21 protein-coding genes and 1 riboswitch are annotated in these 17,160 nt (G+C 70.2%); of the genes, 10 read left to right on the forward strand and 11 right to left on the reverse strand.

Going from position 1 to position 17,160, the window contains the following annotated elements:
- The first annotated feature begins 95 nt into the window (after positions 1–95).
- Positions 96–875, forward strand: a complete 780-nt coding sequence (gene sepH, locus AC5Y6X_RS02700) for a septation protein SepH (protein WP_499984278.1) — start codon at positions 96–98, stop codon at positions 873–875.
- On the opposite strand, the gene AC5Y6X_RS02705 is transcribed toward sepH, so the two are convergent.
- The 3 genes from AC5Y6X_RS02705 to AC5Y6X_RS02715 are packed head-to-tail and all read right to left on the reverse strand — an operon-like array spanning position 876 to position 2,406.
- Positions 876–1,163 (reverse strand): DUF2537 domain-containing protein, encoded by a 288-nt coding sequence (locus tag AC5Y6X_RS02705; protein WP_499984281.1) that lies wholly within the window; start codon positions 1,161–1,163, stop codon positions 876–878.
- A complete protein-coding gene (locus tag AC5Y6X_RS02710; RefSeq protein WP_499984283.1) occupies positions 1,160–1,978 on the reverse strand; it encodes a TrmH family RNA methyltransferase in 819 nt (272 codons plus the stop codon). Before AC5Y6X_RS02710 ends, AC5Y6X_RS02705 begins: the two co-directional genes overlap by 4 nt.
- On the reverse strand, positions 1,975–2,406 hold the full coding sequence (locus AC5Y6X_RS02715) for an Rv0880 family HTH-type transcriptional regulator (protein WP_499984285.1): 432 nt from the start codon (positions 2,404–2,406) through the stop codon (positions 1,975–1,977). The genes AC5Y6X_RS02710 and AC5Y6X_RS02715 overlap by 4 nt, the downstream gene beginning before the upstream one ends.
- A 101-nt stretch (positions 2,407–2,507) precedes the next feature.
- Here AC5Y6X_RS02715 and AC5Y6X_RS02720 point away from each other — a divergent pair, with 101 nt between their 5' ends.
- Together AC5Y6X_RS02720 and AC5Y6X_RS02725 are read left to right on the forward strand one after the other, a co-directional pair.
- Positions 2,508–2,828 carry a DUF2530 domain-containing protein gene (locus AC5Y6X_RS02720; protein ID WP_324674037.1) on the forward strand — a complete coding sequence of 107 codons (321 nt, stop codon included), beginning with the start codon at positions 2,508–2,510 and terminating at the stop codon, positions 2,826–2,828.
- A gap of 24 nt (positions 2,829–2,852) precedes the next feature.
- Positions 2,853–3,308, forward strand: a complete 456-nt coding sequence (locus AC5Y6X_RS02725) for an SRPBCC family protein (RefSeq protein WP_499984289.1) — start codon at positions 2,853–2,855, stop codon at positions 3,306–3,308.
- On the opposite strand, the gene AC5Y6X_RS02730 is transcribed toward AC5Y6X_RS02725, so the two are convergent.
- Positions 3,305–4,177 (reverse strand): DUF3027 domain-containing protein, encoded by an 873-nt coding sequence (locus AC5Y6X_RS02730; RefSeq protein WP_499984293.1) that lies wholly within the window; start codon positions 4,175–4,177, stop codon positions 3,305–3,307. The genes AC5Y6X_RS02725 and AC5Y6X_RS02730 overlap by 4 nt on opposite strands.
- A gap of 117 nt (positions 4,178–4,294) precedes the next feature.
- On the opposite strand from AC5Y6X_RS02730, the gene AC5Y6X_RS02735 reads away from it, so the two are divergent.
- A complete protein-coding gene (locus AC5Y6X_RS02735) occupies positions 4,295–5,953 on the forward strand; it encodes an MFS transporter (protein ID WP_499984295.1) in 1,659 nt (552 codons plus the stop codon).
- Complete coding sequence (locus AC5Y6X_RS02740; protein WP_499984297.1) at positions 5,950–6,438, forward strand: DUF2771 domain-containing protein; 489 nt, start codon at positions 5,950–5,952, stop codon at positions 6,436–6,438. Before AC5Y6X_RS02735 ends, AC5Y6X_RS02740 begins: the two co-directional genes overlap by 4 nt.
- A gap of 14 nt (positions 6,439–6,452) precedes the next feature.
- Here the strand turns inward: AC5Y6X_RS02740 and AC5Y6X_RS02745 are convergent, their stop codons facing one another.
- From AC5Y6X_RS02745 to AC5Y6X_RS02755, 3 genes are all read right to left on the reverse strand, one after another.
- Positions 6,453–7,457 (reverse strand): glutathione S-transferase family protein, encoded by a 1,005-nt coding sequence (locus tag AC5Y6X_RS02745; RefSeq protein ID WP_499984299.1) that lies wholly within the window; start codon positions 7,455–7,457, stop codon positions 6,453–6,455.
- Positions 7,458–7,467: 10 nt separating this feature from the next.
- Complete coding sequence (locus AC5Y6X_RS02750) at positions 7,468–9,420, reverse strand: acyl-CoA dehydrogenase family protein (RefSeq protein ID WP_499984304.1); 1,953 nt, start codon at positions 9,418–9,420, stop codon at positions 7,468–7,470.
- A gap of 133 nt (positions 9,421–9,553) precedes the next feature.
- Positions 9,554–9,961: a cold-shock protein gene (locus AC5Y6X_RS02755; protein WP_499984306.1), complete on the reverse strand. Its 408-nt coding sequence runs from the start codon at positions 9,959–9,961 to the stop codon at positions 9,554–9,556.
- Between the two features lie 163 nt (positions 9,962–10,124).
- On the opposite strand from AC5Y6X_RS02755, the gene AC5Y6X_RS02760 reads away from it, so the two are divergent.
- The 4 genes from AC5Y6X_RS02760 (at position 10,125) to AC5Y6X_RS02775 (ending at position 13,133) form a co-directional block, all read left to right on the forward strand.
- On the forward strand, positions 10,125–10,529 hold the full coding sequence (locus AC5Y6X_RS02760) for a YccF domain-containing protein (protein ID WP_499984309.1): 405 nt from the start codon (positions 10,125–10,127) through the stop codon (positions 10,527–10,529).
- Positions 10,526–11,608, forward strand: a complete 1,083-nt coding sequence (gene moaA / locus AC5Y6X_RS02765) for a GTP 3',8-cyclase MoaA (RefSeq protein ID WP_499984311.1) — start codon at positions 10,526–10,528, stop codon at positions 11,606–11,608. The genes AC5Y6X_RS02760 and moaA overlap by 4 nt, the downstream gene beginning before the upstream one ends.
- 1 nt (position 11,609) lies before the next feature.
- Positions 11,610–11,897: a MoaD/ThiS family protein gene (locus tag AC5Y6X_RS02770; protein WP_499985193.1), complete on the forward strand. Its 288-nt coding sequence runs from the start codon at positions 11,610–11,612 to the stop codon at positions 11,895–11,897.
- 205 nt (positions 11,898–12,102) lie between these two features.
- Positions 12,103–12,313: riboswitch (cyclic di-AMP (ydaO/yuaA leader) on the forward strand.
- Positions 12,314–12,323: 10 nt separating this feature from the next.
- Positions 12,324–13,133 carry a transglycosylase family protein gene (locus AC5Y6X_RS02775; RefSeq protein WP_499984312.1) on the forward strand — a complete coding sequence of 270 codons (810 nt, stop codon included), beginning with the start codon at positions 12,324–12,326 and terminating at the stop codon, positions 13,131–13,133.
- Between the two features lie 17 nt (positions 13,134–13,150).
- Here the strand turns inward: AC5Y6X_RS02775 and AC5Y6X_RS02780 are convergent, their stop codons facing one another.
- The 4 genes from AC5Y6X_RS02780 to AC5Y6X_RS02795 are packed head-to-tail and all read right to left on the reverse strand — an operon-like array spanning position 13,151 to position 14,767.
- The gene (locus tag AC5Y6X_RS02780) at positions 13,151–13,576 is read right to left on the reverse strand and encodes a molybdenum cofactor biosynthesis protein MoaE (RefSeq protein ID WP_499984314.1); all 426 of its coding nucleotides are present in this window, start codon (positions 13,574–13,576) and stop codon (positions 13,151–13,153) included.
- Positions 13,573–14,055, reverse strand: a complete 483-nt coding sequence (locus AC5Y6X_RS02785) for a MogA/MoaB family molybdenum cofactor biosynthesis protein (protein WP_499984317.1) — start codon at positions 14,053–14,055, stop codon at positions 13,573–13,575. Before AC5Y6X_RS02785 ends, AC5Y6X_RS02780 begins: the two co-directional genes overlap by 4 nt.
- Positions 14,055–14,558 (reverse strand): cyclic pyranopterin monophosphate synthase MoaC, encoded by a 504-nt coding sequence (moaC, locus tag AC5Y6X_RS02790; protein ID WP_499984321.1) that lies wholly within the window; start codon positions 14,556–14,558, stop codon positions 14,055–14,057. Before moaC ends, AC5Y6X_RS02785 begins: the two co-directional genes overlap by 1 nt.
- An 8-nt stretch (positions 14,559–14,566) precedes the next feature.
- Positions 14,567–14,767 carry a hypothetical protein gene (locus tag AC5Y6X_RS02795; protein ID WP_324674011.1) on the reverse strand — a complete coding sequence of 67 codons (201 nt, stop codon included), beginning with the start codon at positions 14,765–14,767 and terminating at the stop codon, positions 14,567–14,569.
- Positions 14,768–14,880: 113 nt separating this feature from the next.
- Here AC5Y6X_RS02795 and AC5Y6X_RS02800 point away from each other — a divergent pair, with 113 nt between their 5' ends.
- Complete coding sequence (locus AC5Y6X_RS02800) at positions 14,881–17,127, forward strand: helicase-associated domain-containing protein (protein ID WP_499984326.1); 2,247 nt, start codon at positions 14,881–14,883, stop codon at positions 17,125–17,127.
- Positions 17,128–17,160 lie beyond the last annotated feature (33 nt).

A 17,160-nucleotide genomic window follows, 5' to 3' on the forward strand; every position in this document is an offset into this window, starting at 1 on the left:
CAGCGTGTCAGCACACGTGATGGGCGTCGGCTGGACTAGAGTGCGCACCTGACGGGTCCGTCGCTGACCTGCACGGAGCCTGCGAGGAGAACACCATGCGGGAACTCAAATTGGTTGGGCTCGATGCCGACAGCAAATACCTCATCTGCGAGAGTGATGATCCCGCGGAGCAGTTCAAGCTGGCGGCCGACGACCGGTTGCGGGCTGTGTTGAAGGGCGAGCCGGCGCAGCCGGAACAACCGCATCTCGAGATCGAAGTCACCAACATGCTGAGCCCCAAAGAAATTCAGGCCAGGATCCGCGCGGGCGCGTCCGTCGAGCAGGTGGCCGCGGCGTCGGGTTCGGACGTCTCGCGGGTCCGCCGGTTCGCCAATCCGGTGTTGCTGGAGCGGTTCCGGGTGGCGGAGCTGGCAACCGCGGCACATCCGATGCTCGCCGACGGCCCCGCGGTGCTCACCCTGCTGGAGACCGTCAGCGCCGCGCTGGTGAAGCGCGGCCTCGAACACGACAAGCTCAGCTGGGACGCCTGGCGCAGCGAAGACAACCGCTGGACGGTGCAGCTGGCGTGGAAGGCCGGCCGGTCCGACAACAACGCGCATTTCTGCTTCACGCCCGGGGCCCACGGCGGAACGGTCACCGCCCTCGACGACGCGGCCAGCGAGCTGATCGACCCGAACTTCGAGCGCCCGCTGCGACCGCTCGCCCCGGTGGCGCACGTCGACTTCGACGAGCCGGTGAAGCCGCCGGTCAGCACGCCGGTGCAGCCGGCCGCCGCCAGCCCCAAGGAGCAGCCGGTGCACACCCGGCGCGGCAAGCCCGTCATCCCGGCCTGGGAGGACGTGCTGCTCGGGGTCCGCTCGGGCGGTCAGCGCTAGCTACGACACCGCCAGCGCGAGCAGCGTCAACCACGCACCCGTCACCCCGACCCCCGCGCCCAGCACGAACCAGCGCAGCACCGGGGTTCGCCGCCATCCCCACAGCGTGGGCGCCAGTCCTCCGGCCGCGACGAGGTTGAGCCCGACGGCCAGCAGCGGATGCACGCGGACAAGCCCGAGGCTGAGCACCACGATCGCGACCGCGATCACCGCCGCAACGAACGCGGCCACCGTCAAACCCGTTGCCCAGGGCACAGACTGGGAGCGCTGGCCGCGCTCGTCGCTCACCGGCCGAGCCTAACCCGCTCGTAGAACGCAAGAGCGGCCGCAGTCGCGACGTTGAGCGAGTCGGTGCCCCGCGACATCGGGATGCGCACCCGCACATCGCTGCGCCGCAGCGCGGCCGGCGTCAACCCCGGGCCCTCGGCGCCCACCAGGACCGCGATGCGGTCGTCGCGCACCGCCGCCATCGCGTCCGCCAGCGCGCACGCCTGGCCGTGCGGGGTCATGGCCAGCAGCCGAAATCCGCGTTCCTTCAGCGTCATCAGGTCGGCGGGCCAGTCGGTCGCCCGCGCGTACGGCACCAGCAGCGCGTGTCCCATGGACACCCGAACGGCGCGACGGTAGAGGGGGTCGGCGCAGCCGCTGCCGAACACCACCGCGTCCACGCCCAGCCCCGCCGCGTTACGAAAGATCGAGCCCAGGTTCTCGTGGTCGTTGACGCCCTCGAGCACCGCGACCGTGCGGGCGCCGTCGACGACGTCCGCGACGCTCGGCTCGGGCACCCTGCGCGCGGCCGCCAGCACGCCACGATTGAGGTGGAAGCCGACCACCCGGGCCATGACGTCGGCGGAGGTTCGGTAGAACGGGGCGTTGGCACCGGCGAGGTCCTCTTTGAGGTCGGCCAGCCTGCGGTCGGTGCCGAGGAGCGCGTGCGGGGTGAACCGCGACGCCAGCATGCGCTGCACCACCAGCACGCCCTCGGCGATCACCAACGCCTTCCCGGTCGGCAGATCCGGGCGACGGTCGACGCTGTTCAGGTCGCGGAAATCGTCGAGTCGCGGATCGTCGGGATCGTCGACGTCCTGGACGTCGAGGCTCACGGGCTTTCGTCGACCAGGGCCAGCATCAGGTCGGCGGCCTCGCGCAGGGTGGCGCGCTTGTCGCTGTCCAGCGTCGCCAGCCGCTCCGCCAGCCACTCCTGGCGGGCGCGCCGGGCCGCCTTGACCAGTTCGGCACCGGCCTCCGACACCGAGACCAGCACCTGCCGGCCGTCGACGGGGTGCGGGGTGCGGTCGACGAAGCCCTCGTCGGCCAGCGATGCGATCACCCGGGTCATCGACGGCGGCCGGACCCGTTCCCGGATCGCCAGCGCGCCGGGCGTCATCGCGCCCTCGTTGGCCAGGGTGGTCAGCGCCGAAAGCTGCGACAGCGACACGGGCGACGATGGGTTCCGGAAGCGCAGCTGGCGGGCCAACCGCATGACGGCCAGCGACAAGTCACTGGCCAGCCGCGCATCGCTGTCAGGCATGGCGCGAGGTTACATCGGAAGCCGAGAAACTAGGAACAATCGGCGCAACCTGTGCCGGACCGGACGGTTCGGACGCGGGACCGCAAGCTATGTTGATCGGGATGTCTGTCGGACCTGGCGAAAGCGAACCCGGCTCAAGCGGGTCAGGCGAAAGCGCGGCCGGCGACAGCCCCGAGGCGCCGCCGCTGCCGCCGGTGCTGCTCGAGGTTTGGCCCGTCGTCGTCATCGGCTTCCTGGGCTGGCTGGCCGCCGCGGCGGCCGCCTTTCTCGTGCCCGCGCTGCAGGGCTGGCGACCGGTGACCCTGGCCGGACTGGGCACCGGGTTGCTCGGCACCAGCATCTTCGTGTGGCAGCTCACCGCGGTTCGCCGCGGCGCGCGTGGCGCGCAATCCGGACTCGAAAACTACCTCAACCACAACTAGTTTCGAACCCGATCGGGAGGTGCAATGGTAGCCCCGCTGCTGCAAGCCCAAGTCGACATCGACGCACCGGCCGCCAAAGTCTGGGAGTTGATCTCCGACTTTCGCCGGATGCCCGAATGGAGCCCGCAGTGCCGCCGGATGAAGGCCTTCGGTCCGCTGCGCCCGGGGACCCGCACCCTCAACCTCAACCGCCGCAACCGCTTGTTCTGGATCACCACGTGCACCGTCGTCGAGGTGGTGCCGGAGAAGAAGCTGGCGTTCCGGGTCAACACCAACCGCACCATCTGGAGCTACGAGCTCGAGCCGACCGGCCAGGGCACCCGGGTGATCGAGAGCCGGCACGCCGAAAACGGTGTCACCGCGTTCTCGAACCTCTCGGTCAAGGCCCTCTTCGGGGGAACGTCGAATTTCGAACGCGAACTGGTCGAGGGCATGAACGCCTCGCTGGCAAACATCAAGGCCGCCGCCGAGAAGGGCTAATCGGACTCCGGCTCCGGGGGCTCCGGTGGCTCGGGCTCCGGTGGCTCGGGCTCCGGGGGTTCGGGCTCCTCGGCCGCCGGCTCCGGTGACTCCGGCGGCTCCGTGACGTCGAGCACGCCGTCGTCGTACGGCTCGTACATCGGCGAGCCGGTGCCCGCGGGAGCCGGGGTGTCAGAGTGCGCGCCGCAGCCGTAGTGCTTGTCGACGACGTGCCCGTCGGCGGAGAGCTCGTTACCGCATACCCCGAACATCGCGCCTAGCGATCCCGCCAGCGGCAGGTAGAAACCACAGTCGCGGCACACCCGTTTGGTGGAGCGAGCCATCGGCGAATCGGGGCCGTAGTCCCCGGTGTGCCATCGCTCGGCGGCGGCAGCGCGGCCCCAGGGGCTCATCACCCAGCGCCGCCCCAGCCCGACTTCGGCGGCGATCTCGTCGACCTGCGGGTCACCGCTGGCGGTGTAGCTGGGGACCAGCCGCGGATCGTCGTCCGCGGGGGCCAGCAGGTCCCCGGGGCTCAGATCGCCCGGGCGCACCCGCTGTTCCCAGGGCACCCATTCAGGCGCCAGCAGCGCCGTCGGCCCGGGGATCAGCACCACTTCGCTGATGGTCGCGTGGTCGGCGCCCGGATAGGCCGCGACGACGGCCGCCCACTGCCATCCCTGATAGCCGGGCAGATGGGCCAGGAACCGGTGCGTGGCGGCATTGGGATCCTCGTAGCTGACGCCCAGGTGGTCCCCGACCGCCTCCGGGCCGGCGAACTCCTCGACGGCCGCCCGGGCCGCGTCGACCGCACCCGTGAGCACCGCCGCCACCTCGGCCGGCCACTCGGCGTCGGTTGCTACGGCGGATTCCCCGCTGGATCCGGTCACGCCATCCCCTCTCTGCGCTGCGTCTCCAATAGTAGGTTGGCGAGCCACGCCCGGTTGCCCGCCGGCATAGGACAGAATTGATTTGTGTCTGGACGGCGGCGTGATCATCCGGGCCGCGTGGCCTCCCAGCCGGGCCGCCGGACCCGCAACGAATCGGTCAACCAGCACCCCGGCATGGCCAACTACCCGGCCGACGACCCCGATCACCGGCGGGCGCGCCGTTCGCCTACGATGCCCAGCGCCAACCGGTATCTCCCGCCGCTGGGCCACCAGCCGGAACCGGATCGCCCCAGCGCGCCGCCGCGCGGTCCGGCCTCCGGCGAGCGGATCACGGTCACGCGCGCGGCGGCCCAGCGCAGCCGCGAGATGGGCTCCCGCATGTATTGGATGGTCCAGCGGGCCGCCACCGCCGACGGCGCCGACAAGTCCGGCCTGACCGCGCTGACGTGGCCGGTGGTGGCGAACTTCGCGGTCGACTCGGCGATGGCCGTCGCGTTGGCCAACACCCTGTTCTTCGCCGCGGCCGCCGGGGAGAGCAAGTCGAAAGTGGCGCTGTACCTGTTGATCACCATCGCGCCGTTCGCGGTGATCGCACCGCTGATCGGTCCGGCGCTGGACCGGCTGCAGCACGGCCGTCGCGTCGCGCTGGCCCTGTCCTTCGCGCTCCGCACGGCGCTGGCGGTGGTGCTGATCATGAACTACGACGGCGCCACCGGCAGCTTCCCGTCGATGGTGCTGTATCCGTGCGCCCTGGCAATGATGGTGTTCTCGAAATCGTTTTCCGTGCTGCGCAGCGCGGTGACGCCCAGGGTGATGCCGCCGAGCATCGACCTGGTGCGGGTCAACTCCAGGCTCACCGTGTTCGGCCTGCTGGGCGGCACCATCGCCGGCGGCGCCATCGCGGGCGGCGTCGAGTTCGTCTGCACCCACCTGTTCCAATTGCCCGGGGCGTTGTTCGTGGTCGTGGCCGTCACGGTTGCCGGCGCCCTGCTGTCGATGCGGATTCCGCGCTGGGTCGAGGTGACCGCGGGTGAGGTCCCGGCCACCCTGAGCTATCACAACGACAGCGACCCGCTGCGGCGACGCTGGCCGGAGGAGGTCAGAAGAGTCGGCGATACGCTGCGACAACCGTTGGGCCGCAACATCATCACGTCGCTGTGGGGCAATTGCACCATCAAGGTGATGGTCGGCTTCCTGTTCTTGTATCCGGCGTTTGTCGCCAAGGCGCACCAGGCCAGCGGTTGGGTCCAGGTGGGCATGCTCGGCATGATCGGCGCCGCCGCCGCGATCGGGAACTTCGCGGGCAACTTCACCAGCGCACGGCTGCGACTGGGCAGGCCGGCCGTGCTGGTGGTGCGCTGCACGGTCGCGGTGTGCGCCGTGGCCCTGGCGGCCGCGGTGGCCGGCACGCTGCCGATGGCCGTGATCGCCACCCTGGTCACCTCCGGGTGCAGCGCGATCGCGAAGGCATCCCTGGACGCATCGTTGCAACACGACCTGCCGGAGGAGTCGCGGGCTTCGGGGTTCGGACGTTCGGAGTCGACGCTGCAGCTGGCCTGGGTGCTCGGCGGCGCGCTCGGCGTCATGGTGTACACCGAATTGTGGGTCGGCTTCACCGCGGTCAGCGCCCTGCTCATTCTGGGGCTGGCGCAGACCATCGTCAGCTTCCGCGGCAACTCGTTGATTCCCGGCCTCGGGGGCAACCGGCCCGTCATGGTCGAGCAGGAGAGTATGCATCGACACCACGGCAGGCGGCCGGCGGCGGTGCCGGAGTGAAACGCGGTGTGGCCGTGGGACTTACGGCCCTGGTTGCGCTGCTGGCCGTGGGCGCCGGGCTCGGAACGTGGCTGCTGGTGCGCAAACCCGGACCCCACCGACCCGAGATCAGCGCGTACTCGCACGGGCACCTGGCCCGGGTGGGGCCGTACCAGTACTGCAACGTGCTCAACCTCGACGACTGTCAGTCACCGCAAATACAGGGCGAGCTACGGGTCAGCGAGCGCTATCCGGTGCAGCTCTCGGTGCCCGAAGCCATCTCCCGCGCGCCGTGGCGGCTGTTGCAGGTGTACGAGGATCCCGTCAACACCGCCACCACCATGTTTCGCCCGGGCACCCGACTCGCGGTCACCATCCCGACGGTCGACCCGCACCGCGGGCGGTTGACCGGGATCGTGGTGCAGTTGCTGACGTTGGTGGTCGATCAATCCGGTGAGCTGCGCGACGCCCCGCACGCGGAATGGTCGGTGCGACTGGTTTACTGAGCGCGCGCCATCGGTTACGCGCCGTGACCGGCCGGCACTCGCTCGGCCTCCAGCGGCGGACCCGGCGGCGTTCCGTCCCCGAAAGGCCTGCCGCCCAACGCCTCCCGACCGTGCGGGCTCAGCCAGCCGGACAGGTCCGGGCCCTTCGGCACGATCCCGGTCGGGTTGATGTCGGCGTGCACGATGTAGTAGTGCCGCTTGATCTGGACGAAATCGACGGTATCGCCGAACCCGGGCGTCTGGAACAGGTCGCGCGCGTACGCCCACAACACCGGCATCTCGGACAGCTTGCTGCGATTGCACTTGAAATGCCCGTGGTAGACGGGATCGAAGCGGGCCAGCGTGGTGAACAGCCGCACGTCCGCCTCGGTGATGGTGTCCCCCACCAGGTATCGCCGCCCGGCCAGCCGCTCGCTCACCCAGTCCAGCGCGGTGAACAACCGGTCGTAGGCGGCGTCGTATGGCTCTTGTGACCCAGCAAATCCGCACCGGTATACACCGTTGTTGATCTCGCTGTAGACCCGCTTGTTCACCTCATCGATCTCGACCCGGAGGCGCTCGGGGTAGAGCCGCGGCGCGCCCTCGCGGTGGTAAGCGGTCCACTCCGTGGAGAAGTCCAGCGTCATCTGCGCGAAATCGTTGGTGACCACCGCGCCGGTGGGAACGTCGACGAGTGCCGGGACGGTGATTCCCTTCGGGTAGTCGGGGAAGCGCTTGAAGTAGGCGTCCTGCAGCCGCGGGATCTTCAGCACCGGATCGACGCCCCCCGGGTCGAGATCGAATGTCCAACTGCGCTCGTCGTGGGTGGGGCCGCAAAAGCCAATCGAGAGAACGCTTTCCAGGCCCAGCAGCCGCCGGACGATGATCGCGCGGTTGGCCCACGGGCAGGCGCGGGCGACCACGAGGCGATACCGCCCCGGCTCGACGGGATAGCCATCGCGTCCGTCGGCGGTGACGCGGGTGGTGATGTAGTTGGTGTCGCGGGTGAATTCACCCGACCCGGCGACGTAGGTGGCCACGGCGAAAGTCCTACAGGTTCGCCTCCGTCGGCGCGGACACCGTCAGGAACCGGCGAGCCAGGTTGGGCTCGGTGGACTCGCCCGGTTCCCAGTGCGCGATCCACGGTCCCGTGCCCTCCGACTGGTCGATGATCCCTTCCTCCAGCCAGGTGTAACGGCCCTCCATGAGGTCATGGGTCAACCGAACGTCGGTGCTGTCGGTGTTGGCCCATAGCGCATCGAACAGGGCCTCGACACGCAGCGTCGCCTGCTGGCAGAACGCCTCGGCCAGCTCGTAAGCCTGTTGGCCGACAACGGGATCGGCGGCCCGCTGGCCCTCGGCGCGCACGCAGGCCGCGGACATCGCGAACAGCTCGGCGCCGATGTCGACGATGCGCCCCAGGAACCCCTGCCGCTGCTCGAGTTTGGCCTGCCAGCGCGCCATCCCGTAGAAGGTGTTGCGGGCCAGCTTGCGGGTGGAGCGTTCGACGAACCGCAGGTGCGACGCGAGCGGGCCGAACTCGCTGTATGCCCCCGGTCGCTGGCCTTCGCCAAAGACCAACTGCGGCAACCACTTCGCGTAGAACCCGCTCGCGCCGGCCGCCGCCGCGGCCTTCTGCTTCAGGCTCGCGTCGGCCTTGGCGAGGTCACCGGCCGCATTCAGGTGGGCATCGACCGCCTCGCGGGCGATGAGCAGCCGCATGATCTCGCTGGATCCCTCGAAGATGCGGTTGATGCGCAGGTCCCGCACCAACTGCTCGACCGGCACCGCGCGCTCACCGCGCGCGGCCAACGACTCCGCGGTCTCGTAGCCCCGCCCGCCGCGGATCTGCAAAACCTCGTCACCGATGGCGCAGGCCATCTCGCTGGCCCACAATTTGGCCAGCGCCGCCTCGATGCGGATGTCGTTGCGGCCCTCGTCGGCCATCTGCGAAGACAGCTCGAGCACCGCCTCGAGCGCGTAGTTGGTGGCGGCGATGAACGAGATCTTGCTGGCCACCGCTTCGTGTTTGGCCAGCGGCTTGCCCCACTGCACGCGCTCCCCGGACCATTCGCGGGCGACCTTCAGCGCCCACTTGGCCGACCCCGTCGCGCTCGCGGGCAGCGACAGCCGGCCGGCGTTGAGCGTGGTCAACGCGATCTTGAGGCCGTCGCCCTCGCGGCCGATCAGGTTTTCGCTGGGCACCCGGACCCCGTGCAGCCGGGTCACGCCGTTCTCGATGCCGCGCAGCCCCATGAACTTGTTGCGCCGCTCCACGGTGATCCCGGGGGAATCCGCCTCGACCACGAACGCGCTGATTCCGCCGCGATGCCCCTCGCTCTTGGGCACCCGGGCCATCACCACCAGCAGTTCGGCGACCAGGCCGTTGGTGGTCCACAGCTTCACGCCCTCGAGTTCGTACGCCTTCCCGTCGTCGACCGGTGTGGCCGTCGAGGCCAGGCGCGCCGGGTCCGAGCCCACATCCGGCTCGGTGAGCAGGAATGCCGATATCGCCCCGGCGGCACACCGCGGCAAGAACTTCCGCTTCTGTTCGTCGGTTCCGGCGAGCTTGAGCGGCTCCGGCACCCCGATCGACTGATGGGCCGACAGCAGCGCGCCGAGACTGGGATGAACGCTCGACACCATCATCAGCGCGCGGTTATAGGCGACCTGCGACATGCCCAGCCCGCCGTATTCGCCCGGAATTTTCATGCCGAAGCAGCCCAGTTCGGCCAGGCCCTTCACGTACTCGTCGGGAATCTGCGCGTCGCGCTCGACGACGCTGCCGTCGACGGTGTCCAGAAACTCCCGCAACTTGTCGAGAAACGCGCGAATGCGTTGCTCGTCGGCGTCGGACGGTTTGGGGAATGGGTGGATGAGCTCCAACGGAAAACGGCCGAGGAACAACTCCTTGGCGAACGACGGCTTATCCCAACCACTTTCGCGGGATTCCTCGGCGAGGGCTCTCGCTTGCTCCTCGGTAACCTGCGCTTGCTGTGCCATCGCCGCCTCCTCGCTAGCAACCCACATCGAGGCGTGAGTACCCGCTGTTGGCCCGAATACCACGACCTACGGAAGTCGAAGTTACCACCGGGTAGCTTCGGGGCGCACCGGCAGGTTCTGGTTCACCGCCCGGTCAGGCGTCGAGCTCCCGGGCGACCGCCTTGACCACCTCGGAGACCCGGCGGGCCGTCTTGCGGTCCGGGTAGCGCCCCTTGCGCAACTCCGGCTGCACGGTGCTCTCCAGCAGCGTGATCATGTCCTCGACCATGCCGTGCAGCTCATCGGGGCTGTGCTTGTGTTCGGCCGGCCCCTGAGGGCGCGGGCGGGAAAGCGTGGGCGGCGGGTCGATCAGCTTGAGGCTCAACGCTTGCGGACCGCGCCGCCCCGACGCGACGCCGAATTCCACCCGCTGCCCCGTCTTGAGCCCGTCGACACCGGCGGGCAGCGCCGACGCGCGGACGTACACGTCCTCGCCGTCCTCCTGCGACAGGAAGCCAAACCCCTTGTCGGCGTCGTACCACTTAACCTTGCCGGTCGGCACTGGTCTCACCTGCTTGTCTGACGGATAACTAGGATGGGCGACACAAGAAGCGTCCCGCCTGTGCAGGACGCGATTGTGGATTCAGATCCTACTCGGACGGCCGCCCCGCTAGCACCCCCGATTACCGGTTGCTCGGTAGGCTGGGAGGACCGCTGGAGGAGATATGCGCCTGATCCTGAACATTATCTGGCTTGTATTCGGTGGCCTCTGGATGGCCGCCGGGTACCTGCTGGCGGCGCTCCTCAGCTTCCTGCTCATCATCACCATCCCCTTCGGCTTCGCGTCGCTGCGCATCGCGTCCTATGCGTTGTGGCCGTTCGGCCGGACGATTGTCGAAAAGCCGACCGCCGGGACGGGCGCGCTCGTCGGAAACGTGATCTGGATACTGCTGTTCGGGTGGTGGCTGGCGCTCGGTCATCTGACGAGCGCGGTGGCCATGGCGATCACGATCATCGGCATCCCGCTGGCGCTGGCCAACCTCAAGTTGATCCCGGTGTCGCTGCTGCCGCTGGGTAAGGAAATCGTTCCGGTCGACGCACCGGCCCCGCTCGGGCAGGTGGCGGCATGACCCTGACCGCCCTCGGCCTGCCGACGATGCCCGGCGCGGCCTCGGCGCGCGAACGCGCCGGCGAGGCGCCGACCGATGGGCCGTTGCTGGACACCTACGGCAGGGCCGCCACCGACCTGCGGGTGTCGCTGACCGACCGGTGCAACCTGCGCTGCAATTACTGCATGCCGGCAGAGGGCCTGGACTGGCTGCCCGGCGAGCAATTGCTGCGACCCGACGAGCTGGCCCGGCTGATGCACATCGCGGTGACCAGGCTCGGCATCACCAGCGTGCGGTTCACCGGCGGTGAGCCGCTGCTGGCCCGCCACCTCGAGGAGGTGGTCGCCGCCGCGGCGCGCCTGCGGCCCCGCCCGGAGATCTCGCTGACCACCAACGCGGTCGGGTTGGCGCGCCGCGCCGCCGCCCTGGCCGAGGCCGGGCTGGACCGCATCAACATCTCCCTGGACAGCGTGGACCGCGCCCGCTTCGCGGCCATCACCCGCCGCGACCGGCTCGGTGACGTGCTGGACGGCCTGGCCGCGGCCAAGGCGGCTGGCCTCACGCCGGTGAAGGTGAACGCCGTGCTCGATCCCGCCACCGGGCGGGAGGACGTCGTCGAGCTGTTGCGGTTCTGCCTCGAGCACGACTACCAATTGCGGGTCATCGAGCAGATGCCGCTCGATGCCGGGCACCAGTGGCGCCGCGAGGCCGCGCTGACCGCCGACGACGTGCTGGCGGCGCTGCGCCCGCACTTCCGGCTGCGCCCGGACCCGGCGCCGCGCGGTTCGGCCCCCGCCGAGCTCTGGCTGGTGGACACGGGCCCGGGCACGCCGGCCGGAAAGTTCGGTGTCATCGCGTCGGTGTCGCACGCCTTCTGCTCGACGTGCGATCGCACCCGGCTGACCGCCGACGGCCAGATCCGCAGCTGCCTGTTCGCAGCCGAGGAGACGGACCTGCGCGGCCTGCTGCGCGGCGGCGCGAGCGACGACGAGATCGAGGCGGCCTGGCGCACCGCGATGTGGGGCAAGCCCGCCGGGCACGGCATCAACGACCCCAACTTCGTGCAGCCGGACCGGCCGATGAGCTCGATCGGTGGCTGAGGTGGCCGAGGTGGCTGAGGCGGCCGTCGAACCGGACGGAATCCAGGTCACGGTTCGCTACTTCGCCGCCGCGCGCGCCGCCGCCGGAACCGAATCGGAGTCGGTGATACTGCGCCCCGGGACCACGGTGGCCGATTTGGTTGAAAGGCTCGCGGCCCCGGGTACCCGCTTGGCAACGGTGCTGAGGCGATGCTCGTATCTGTGCGACGGAATCGCCGTTCGCGACGAGACCAAGGCGTTGCGATCGGGTGACACGATCGACGTGCTGCCGCCATTCGCCGGAGGCTGACGGTGTGAGATGCGTCACGTAACGGATTGATAACGGCGCGGACACGCTCCGATCTCGGCCGCTCTGACCTGCGTAATCGGGCCGCGTTCCTGGCGCTTTTCCGGACGACGGTGAGAGAAACGCCCGGTTTGGCCAGACGTGACGGGACCAACAGAACCCGCTAGCGTCTCTCGAGGTTCGCCAAGTCACCGGTGGCGTTCCTCCCTCCCTATCCGCGCCAAGCTCCATCCGATAGGCGGGGGATCCGTTAATTGGATGGAGGCGGGGGACCCACCGGTCCACCGTGATCGGACCGGGGCCGCGTGCGGCTCCTTGGGGTGAAGCCGGCGTCGTTCTCGGCAGGACGACATCGGCCGGGTGGCCTCTCCAACCCGAACCCGACAGCTGACCTCGCAGGCGTGCATCAGAGAGGAAATTTCGGCGCGCATGAGTGGACGGCACCGTAAGCCCACTACCTCAAACATCAGCGTCGCCAAGATCGCCTTCACCGGGGCGGTACTTGGTGGCGGCAGCATTGCCCTCGCCGGCCAAGCGGCCGCGGCCACCGACGGCGAATGGGATCAAGTAGCCCGTTGCGAGTCCGGCGGCAACTGGGGCATCAACACCGGCAACGGCTACCACGGCGGCGTGCAATTCACCTCAGCCACGTGGTCCTCGCACGGCGGCGGCGAGTACGCCCCGTCGGCCGAATTGGCCACCAGGGAACAGCAGATCGCGGTCGCCGAGCGGGTGCTGGCCACCCAGGGTCGCGGCGCCTGGCCCGTGTGCGGCGGACCGCTGTCGGGCCCGACGCCCCGCGAGGTCCCCGCACCGGCACCGGCCGGCCTGGACCTGCCGTGGCTCAATGGCGGACCGCTGGCCCCGCCGCCACCGCCGGAAGCTCCCGCACCAGACGCTCCTCCGCCGCCGCCTCCCCCGGCGCCGGCCGAGCCGTCGGCTCCCGTCGTGTTGGCCTCGTCGAACCAGCCGGCGCCCCCCGCGGATGTGTCGCCCGCGCCCCCCACGGACCTGGCACCGCCCGCGCCTCCCGCCGACGCTCTGCCTCCGGCGCCTCCCGCCGATGCGCTGCCCCCGGCGCCGCCCGCGGACGCCGTACCGCCCGCCCCTCCGGCGCCCGACGCCCCGAAGCAGGTGTCGCAGGTCGGCTACACGCAGCAGCTGTGGGACGCGATCCAGGGCCAGGACATCCACGGCAACGACGCGCTGGACGCGATTGCCCAGCCGTTCGGCACCTAGGCGTTAAGCCTTAGGCCTTAGGCCGAGCCCACCCACTCGTCGGTTCCGTCGTCGAAGAACTGGTGCTTCCACACCGGTATTCGCGCCTTGATGGTGTCGACGAGATGGGCGCAGGTGGCAAACGCGGCCTGCCGATGGTCGGCGGCGACGGCCGCCACCAGTGCGGCCTCGCCGATGTGCAACGCGCCGATCCGGTGGCTGGCCGCAATGGCGCGCACGCCGCTGGACTGCGCGGCGACCTCCGCGACGACGTCGGCGATGACCTGTGCGGCCGACGGATGCGCGGAATACTCCAGCCGCACCACCCGGCGTCCGGCGTCGTGGTCGCGGATCATGCCGACGAATCCGACGATGGCCCCGGCGGACTGATGGCCCACCAGCTCCTCGTGCTCGGCCAGGTAGATGGGTTGCTCGGTCAGTGCGGCGCGCAGGACGAGCGTCATCGCTCGTGGTCTTTGCCGGCGAGCTGGTCGAGCGCGTGGTCGAGCACATCGGCGAGGACGCCGAGGCCGTCACGCACCCCGCCGGGCGAACCGGGCAGGTTGACCACCAGGGTCCGGCCGACCACACCGCACACACCGCGCGAGAGCACCGACGTCGGCACCTTCGGCAGCCCGGAGCGTCGGATCGCGTCGGCCAGGCCCGGGATCATGTAATCCAGCACGGCCGCGGTCTGGTCCGCGGTGCTGTCGCTGGGCGAGATGCCGGTACCACCCGAGGTGATGATGAGGTCGACGCCGTCGTCGACCGCCGCGTGCAGGGCCTCACCCACCGGCTTCCCGTCGGCGACCACCTTCGGCTCGACGGGCGAAAACCCATGCTCCCCAAGCCATTCGGCGATGATCGGTCCGCAGCGATCGTCGTACACGCCGGTGGAGGCCCGCGTCGAGGCGATGATCACTCGTGCCGATCGCGCGGCCATCAGCGTGCCCAGTTTCCGCTTTTGCCGCCCTCTTTGCGGAGCACCCGGATGTCATCGATGCGCGCGGACGGGTCGACCGCCTTGATCATGTCGTAGAGCGTAAGCCCGGCGACGCTGACGGCGGTCAGCGCCTCCATCTCCACCCCCGTGCGGTCGGTGCTGCGCACCGTCGCGGTGATCTCGATGTCGGACTCGCCGACGGTGAAATCGACATCGACACCGGTGAGCGCGAGCTGATGGCACAGCGGGACCAGGTCGCTGGTGCGCTTTGCTGCCAGGATGCCCGCCACCCGCGCGGTAGCCAGCGCATCGCCCTTGGGCAGGCCCCCGGTCGAGATCAGCGATACCACTTGCGCCGTGGTTCGCAGGGCACCCGCGGCGACGGCGGTGCGCTTGGTGGCGCCCTTCTCGGTGACGTCGACCATGTGCGCCGCCCCGCGCTCATCCAGATGCGACAGCGAACCCGAGCGGGACTCCTCGGTTGCCCTGGATGCCCGAGCCATCCTGGGACCTACCGGTTGACGACCGTTACCGGGTGAACGTATGGCAGGTCATCGGAGGGCAGCGGGAACGTCAGGTCACCGAAGGGCGACAACGCGCCCGTCCGATCCGTCGCCAGTTCGCTCACCGCATGGTCGTCCGGGTCCGTCGTCGGCCAGCCGTTGTCGACGTACCGGGTCTTGCCCGCCTGGTCCTCAGCAATGTCAGCCACGGGGTCCATTCTGACAGGTCGCGCCCGCGGACGTGACGCTAGGCCGCGCGTGCCGAATTCCGGCGTCCTCGCCGTGAGCCCGGGCCGCGCGCGCTGCTTTACCCTGGTCAGCAATGACCGACAACACCCCGGACATCCCGCTGGGGTCCTGGCTGGCCGACTTGCCCGACGAGCGGCTGATCCGGCTGCTGGAACTGCGGCCGGACCTTGCCCAGCCGCCGCCCGGCAGCATCGCGGCGCTGGCGGCGCGGGCCGTGGCACGGCAGTCGGTCAAGGCCGCCACGGACGAGCTCGACTTCCTGCGGCTGGCCGTGCTCGACGCCCTGCTGGTGCTGCAGGCCGACACCGCGCCGGTGCCGACCGCCAAGCTGCTGGCGCTGATCGGCGACCGCGCGCCCGAGGCCGACGTACTGGGCGCGCTGGACGACCTCAGGCAGCGCGCGCTGGTCTGGGGCGAGTCCGCGGTCCGGGTGGCCGCCGACGCCGGCACCGCGTTGCCGTGGCAGCCGGGGCAGGTCACCCTCGAGGACACGTCGCGCACCGGCGAGCAGATCGCCGAGCTCATCGACGGGCTCGACAAGGCGGAGCTCGACGTGCTGCACAAGCTGCTCGAGGGGTCCCCGATGGGCCGCACCCGCGATGCCGCGCCCGGCGCCCCGGCGGATCGGCCGGTGCCGCAGCTGCTGGCGAAGGGGCTGCTGCGACGGATCGATGCCGAGACGGTGATCCTGCCCCTCCACGTCGGGCAGGTGCTGCGCGGCGAACAACCGGGCCCCATGCAACTGACGCAACCCGACCCGGTGGTGTCCACCACCGCACCCGCCGACGCCGACGCGGCGGCGGCCGGAGCCATCATCGACCTGCTGCGCGAACTCGACGTGCTGCTCGAAAGCCTCGGCGCCACACCGGTTCCCGAGCTGCGCAGCGGCGGACTGGGAGTGCGAGAGGTCAAACGGCTCGCCAAGACGACCGGCATCGACGAGTCGCGGCTGGGGCTGGTCCTGGAGGTCGCGGCCGCGGCCGGGTTGATCGCGAGCGGGATGCCCGATCCGGACCCGGCCAACGGCGACGGGCCGTATTGGGCGCCCACGGTGGCCGCCGACCGGTTCGGCGCGTTGTCGACCGCCGAGCGTTGGCACCTGCTGGCCGTCACCTGGCTTGATCTGCCGGGGCGTCCGGCCCTGATCGGCACCCGCGGCCCGGACGGCAAACCCTATGGCGCCCTTACGGATTCGCTGTACTCGACGGCCGCCCCGCTGGATCGCCGACTGCTGCTGGGCATGCTCTCCGAGCTGCCCCACGGTGCCGGTGTGGACGCGGCGTCGGCGTCGGCGGCGTTGATCTGGCGCCGGCCGCGCTGGGCGAGGCGGCTGCAGCCCGGGCCGATAGCGGACCTGCTGACCGAGGGCCACGCGCTGGGCCTGGTGGGTCGCGGGGCGATCAGCACCCCCGGTCGCGCGCTGCTCGACGAGGCCGACGACGTCGCCATCGACGCGATGACGCGGGCGCTGCCCAAACCGATCGACCACTTTTTCGTGCAAGCCGACCTGACCGTCGTCGTGCCCGGGCCGCTGCAGCGCGATCTCGCCGAGGATCTGGCCGCGGTCGCCACCGTCGAATCGGCCGGCGCGGCGATGGTCTACCGCATCAGCGAGCAGTCGATCCGGCACGCGCTCGACATCGGCAAGACCCGCGACTGGATGCACGCGTTTTTCACCCGGCACTCGAAAACTGCCGTGCCGCAAGGGCTCACATACCTCATCGACGACGTAGCGCGCCGGCACGGGCAACTCCGGATCGGGATGGCCGCGTCGTTCGTGCGCTGCGAAGACCCGGCCCTGCTCGCCCAGGCGGTGGCGGCCGCCGCGGACCTGCAGCTGCGTGCCCTGGCCCCGACGGTGGCCGTGTCGCCCGCGCCGATCGCCGAGGTGCTCGTCGCGCTGCGGGCCGCGGGCTTCGCCCCGGCGGCCGAGGACTCCTCGGGCGCCATCGTCGACGTGCGGCCTCGCGGCGCCCGGGTGCCCACCCCCCAGCAGCGTCGCCCCTACCGCCCACCGCCGCGGCCCAGCGCCGAGACGCTCAACGCGGTCGTCTCGGTGCTGCGTAAGGTGACCGCGGCGCCGTTCGGGAATGTTCGCGTCGACCCCGCGGTCACCATGTCGCTGTTGCAGCGCGCGGCCAAGGATCAGGACACGTTGGTGATCGGCTACCTCGACGCCGCGGGCGTGGCCACCCAGCGGGTGGTGTCTCCGATCACGGTAAGGGGCGGGCAGCTGGTGGCGTTCGACTCGGCGTCCGGGCGGCTGCGGGACTTCGCCGTCCACCGCATCACGTCGGTGGTGTCGGCCGAGTCCGGATAATGGATCAAATGCGCGCCGACGACGATGCAGAGC

This window comes from Mycobacterium sp. NGS26 (assembly GCF_059813025.1).

Excerpts from the sequence above, each read along its gene's own strand:
- AC5Y6X_RS02715 (WP_499984285.1), bottom strand. The coding sequence starts at position 2,406 with ATGCCTGACAGCGATGCGCGGCTGGCCAGTGACTTGTCGCTGGCCGTC.
- AC5Y6X_RS02800 (WP_499984326.1), top strand. The coding sequence starts at position 14,881 with ATGACCGACAACACCCCGGACATCCCGCTGGGGTCCTGGCTGGCCGAC.
- AC5Y6X_RS02760 (WP_499984309.1), top strand. The coding sequence starts at position 10,125 with ATGCGCCTGATCCTGAACATTATCTGGCTTGTATTCGGTGGCCTCTGG.
- AC5Y6X_RS02725 (WP_499984289.1), top strand. The coding sequence starts at position 2,853 with ATGGTAGCCCCGCTGCTGCAAGCCCAAGTCGACATCGACGCACCGGCC.
- moaA (WP_499984311.1), top strand. The coding sequence starts at position 10,526 with ATGACCCTGACCGCCCTCGGCCTGCCGACGATGCCCGGCGCGGCCTCG.
- AC5Y6X_RS02785 (WP_499984317.1), bottom strand. The coding sequence starts at position 14,055 with ATGGCCGCGCGATCGGCACGAGTGATCATCGCCTCGACGCGGGCCTCC.
- AC5Y6X_RS02780 (WP_499984314.1), bottom strand. The coding sequence starts at position 13,576 with ATGACGCTCGTCCTGCGCGCCGCACTGACCGAGCAACCCATCTACCTG.
- AC5Y6X_RS02775 (WP_499984312.1), top strand. The coding sequence starts at position 12,324 with ATGAGTGGACGGCACCGTAAGCCCACTACCTCAAACATCAGCGTCGCC.
- sepH (WP_499984278.1), top strand. The coding sequence starts at position 96 with ATGCGGGAACTCAAATTGGTTGGGCTCGATGCCGACAGCAAATACCTC.
- AC5Y6X_RS02720 (WP_324674037.1), top strand. The coding sequence starts at position 2,508 with ATGTCTGTCGGACCTGGCGAAAGCGAACCCGGCTCAAGCGGGTCAGGC.
- moaC (WP_499984321.1), bottom strand. The coding sequence starts at position 14,558 with ATGGCTCGGGCATCCAGGGCAACCGAGGAGTCCCGCTCGGGTTCGCTG.
- AC5Y6X_RS02750 (WP_499984304.1), bottom strand. The coding sequence starts at position 9,420 with ATGGCACAGCAAGCGCAGGTTACCGAGGAGCAAGCGAGAGCCCTCGCC.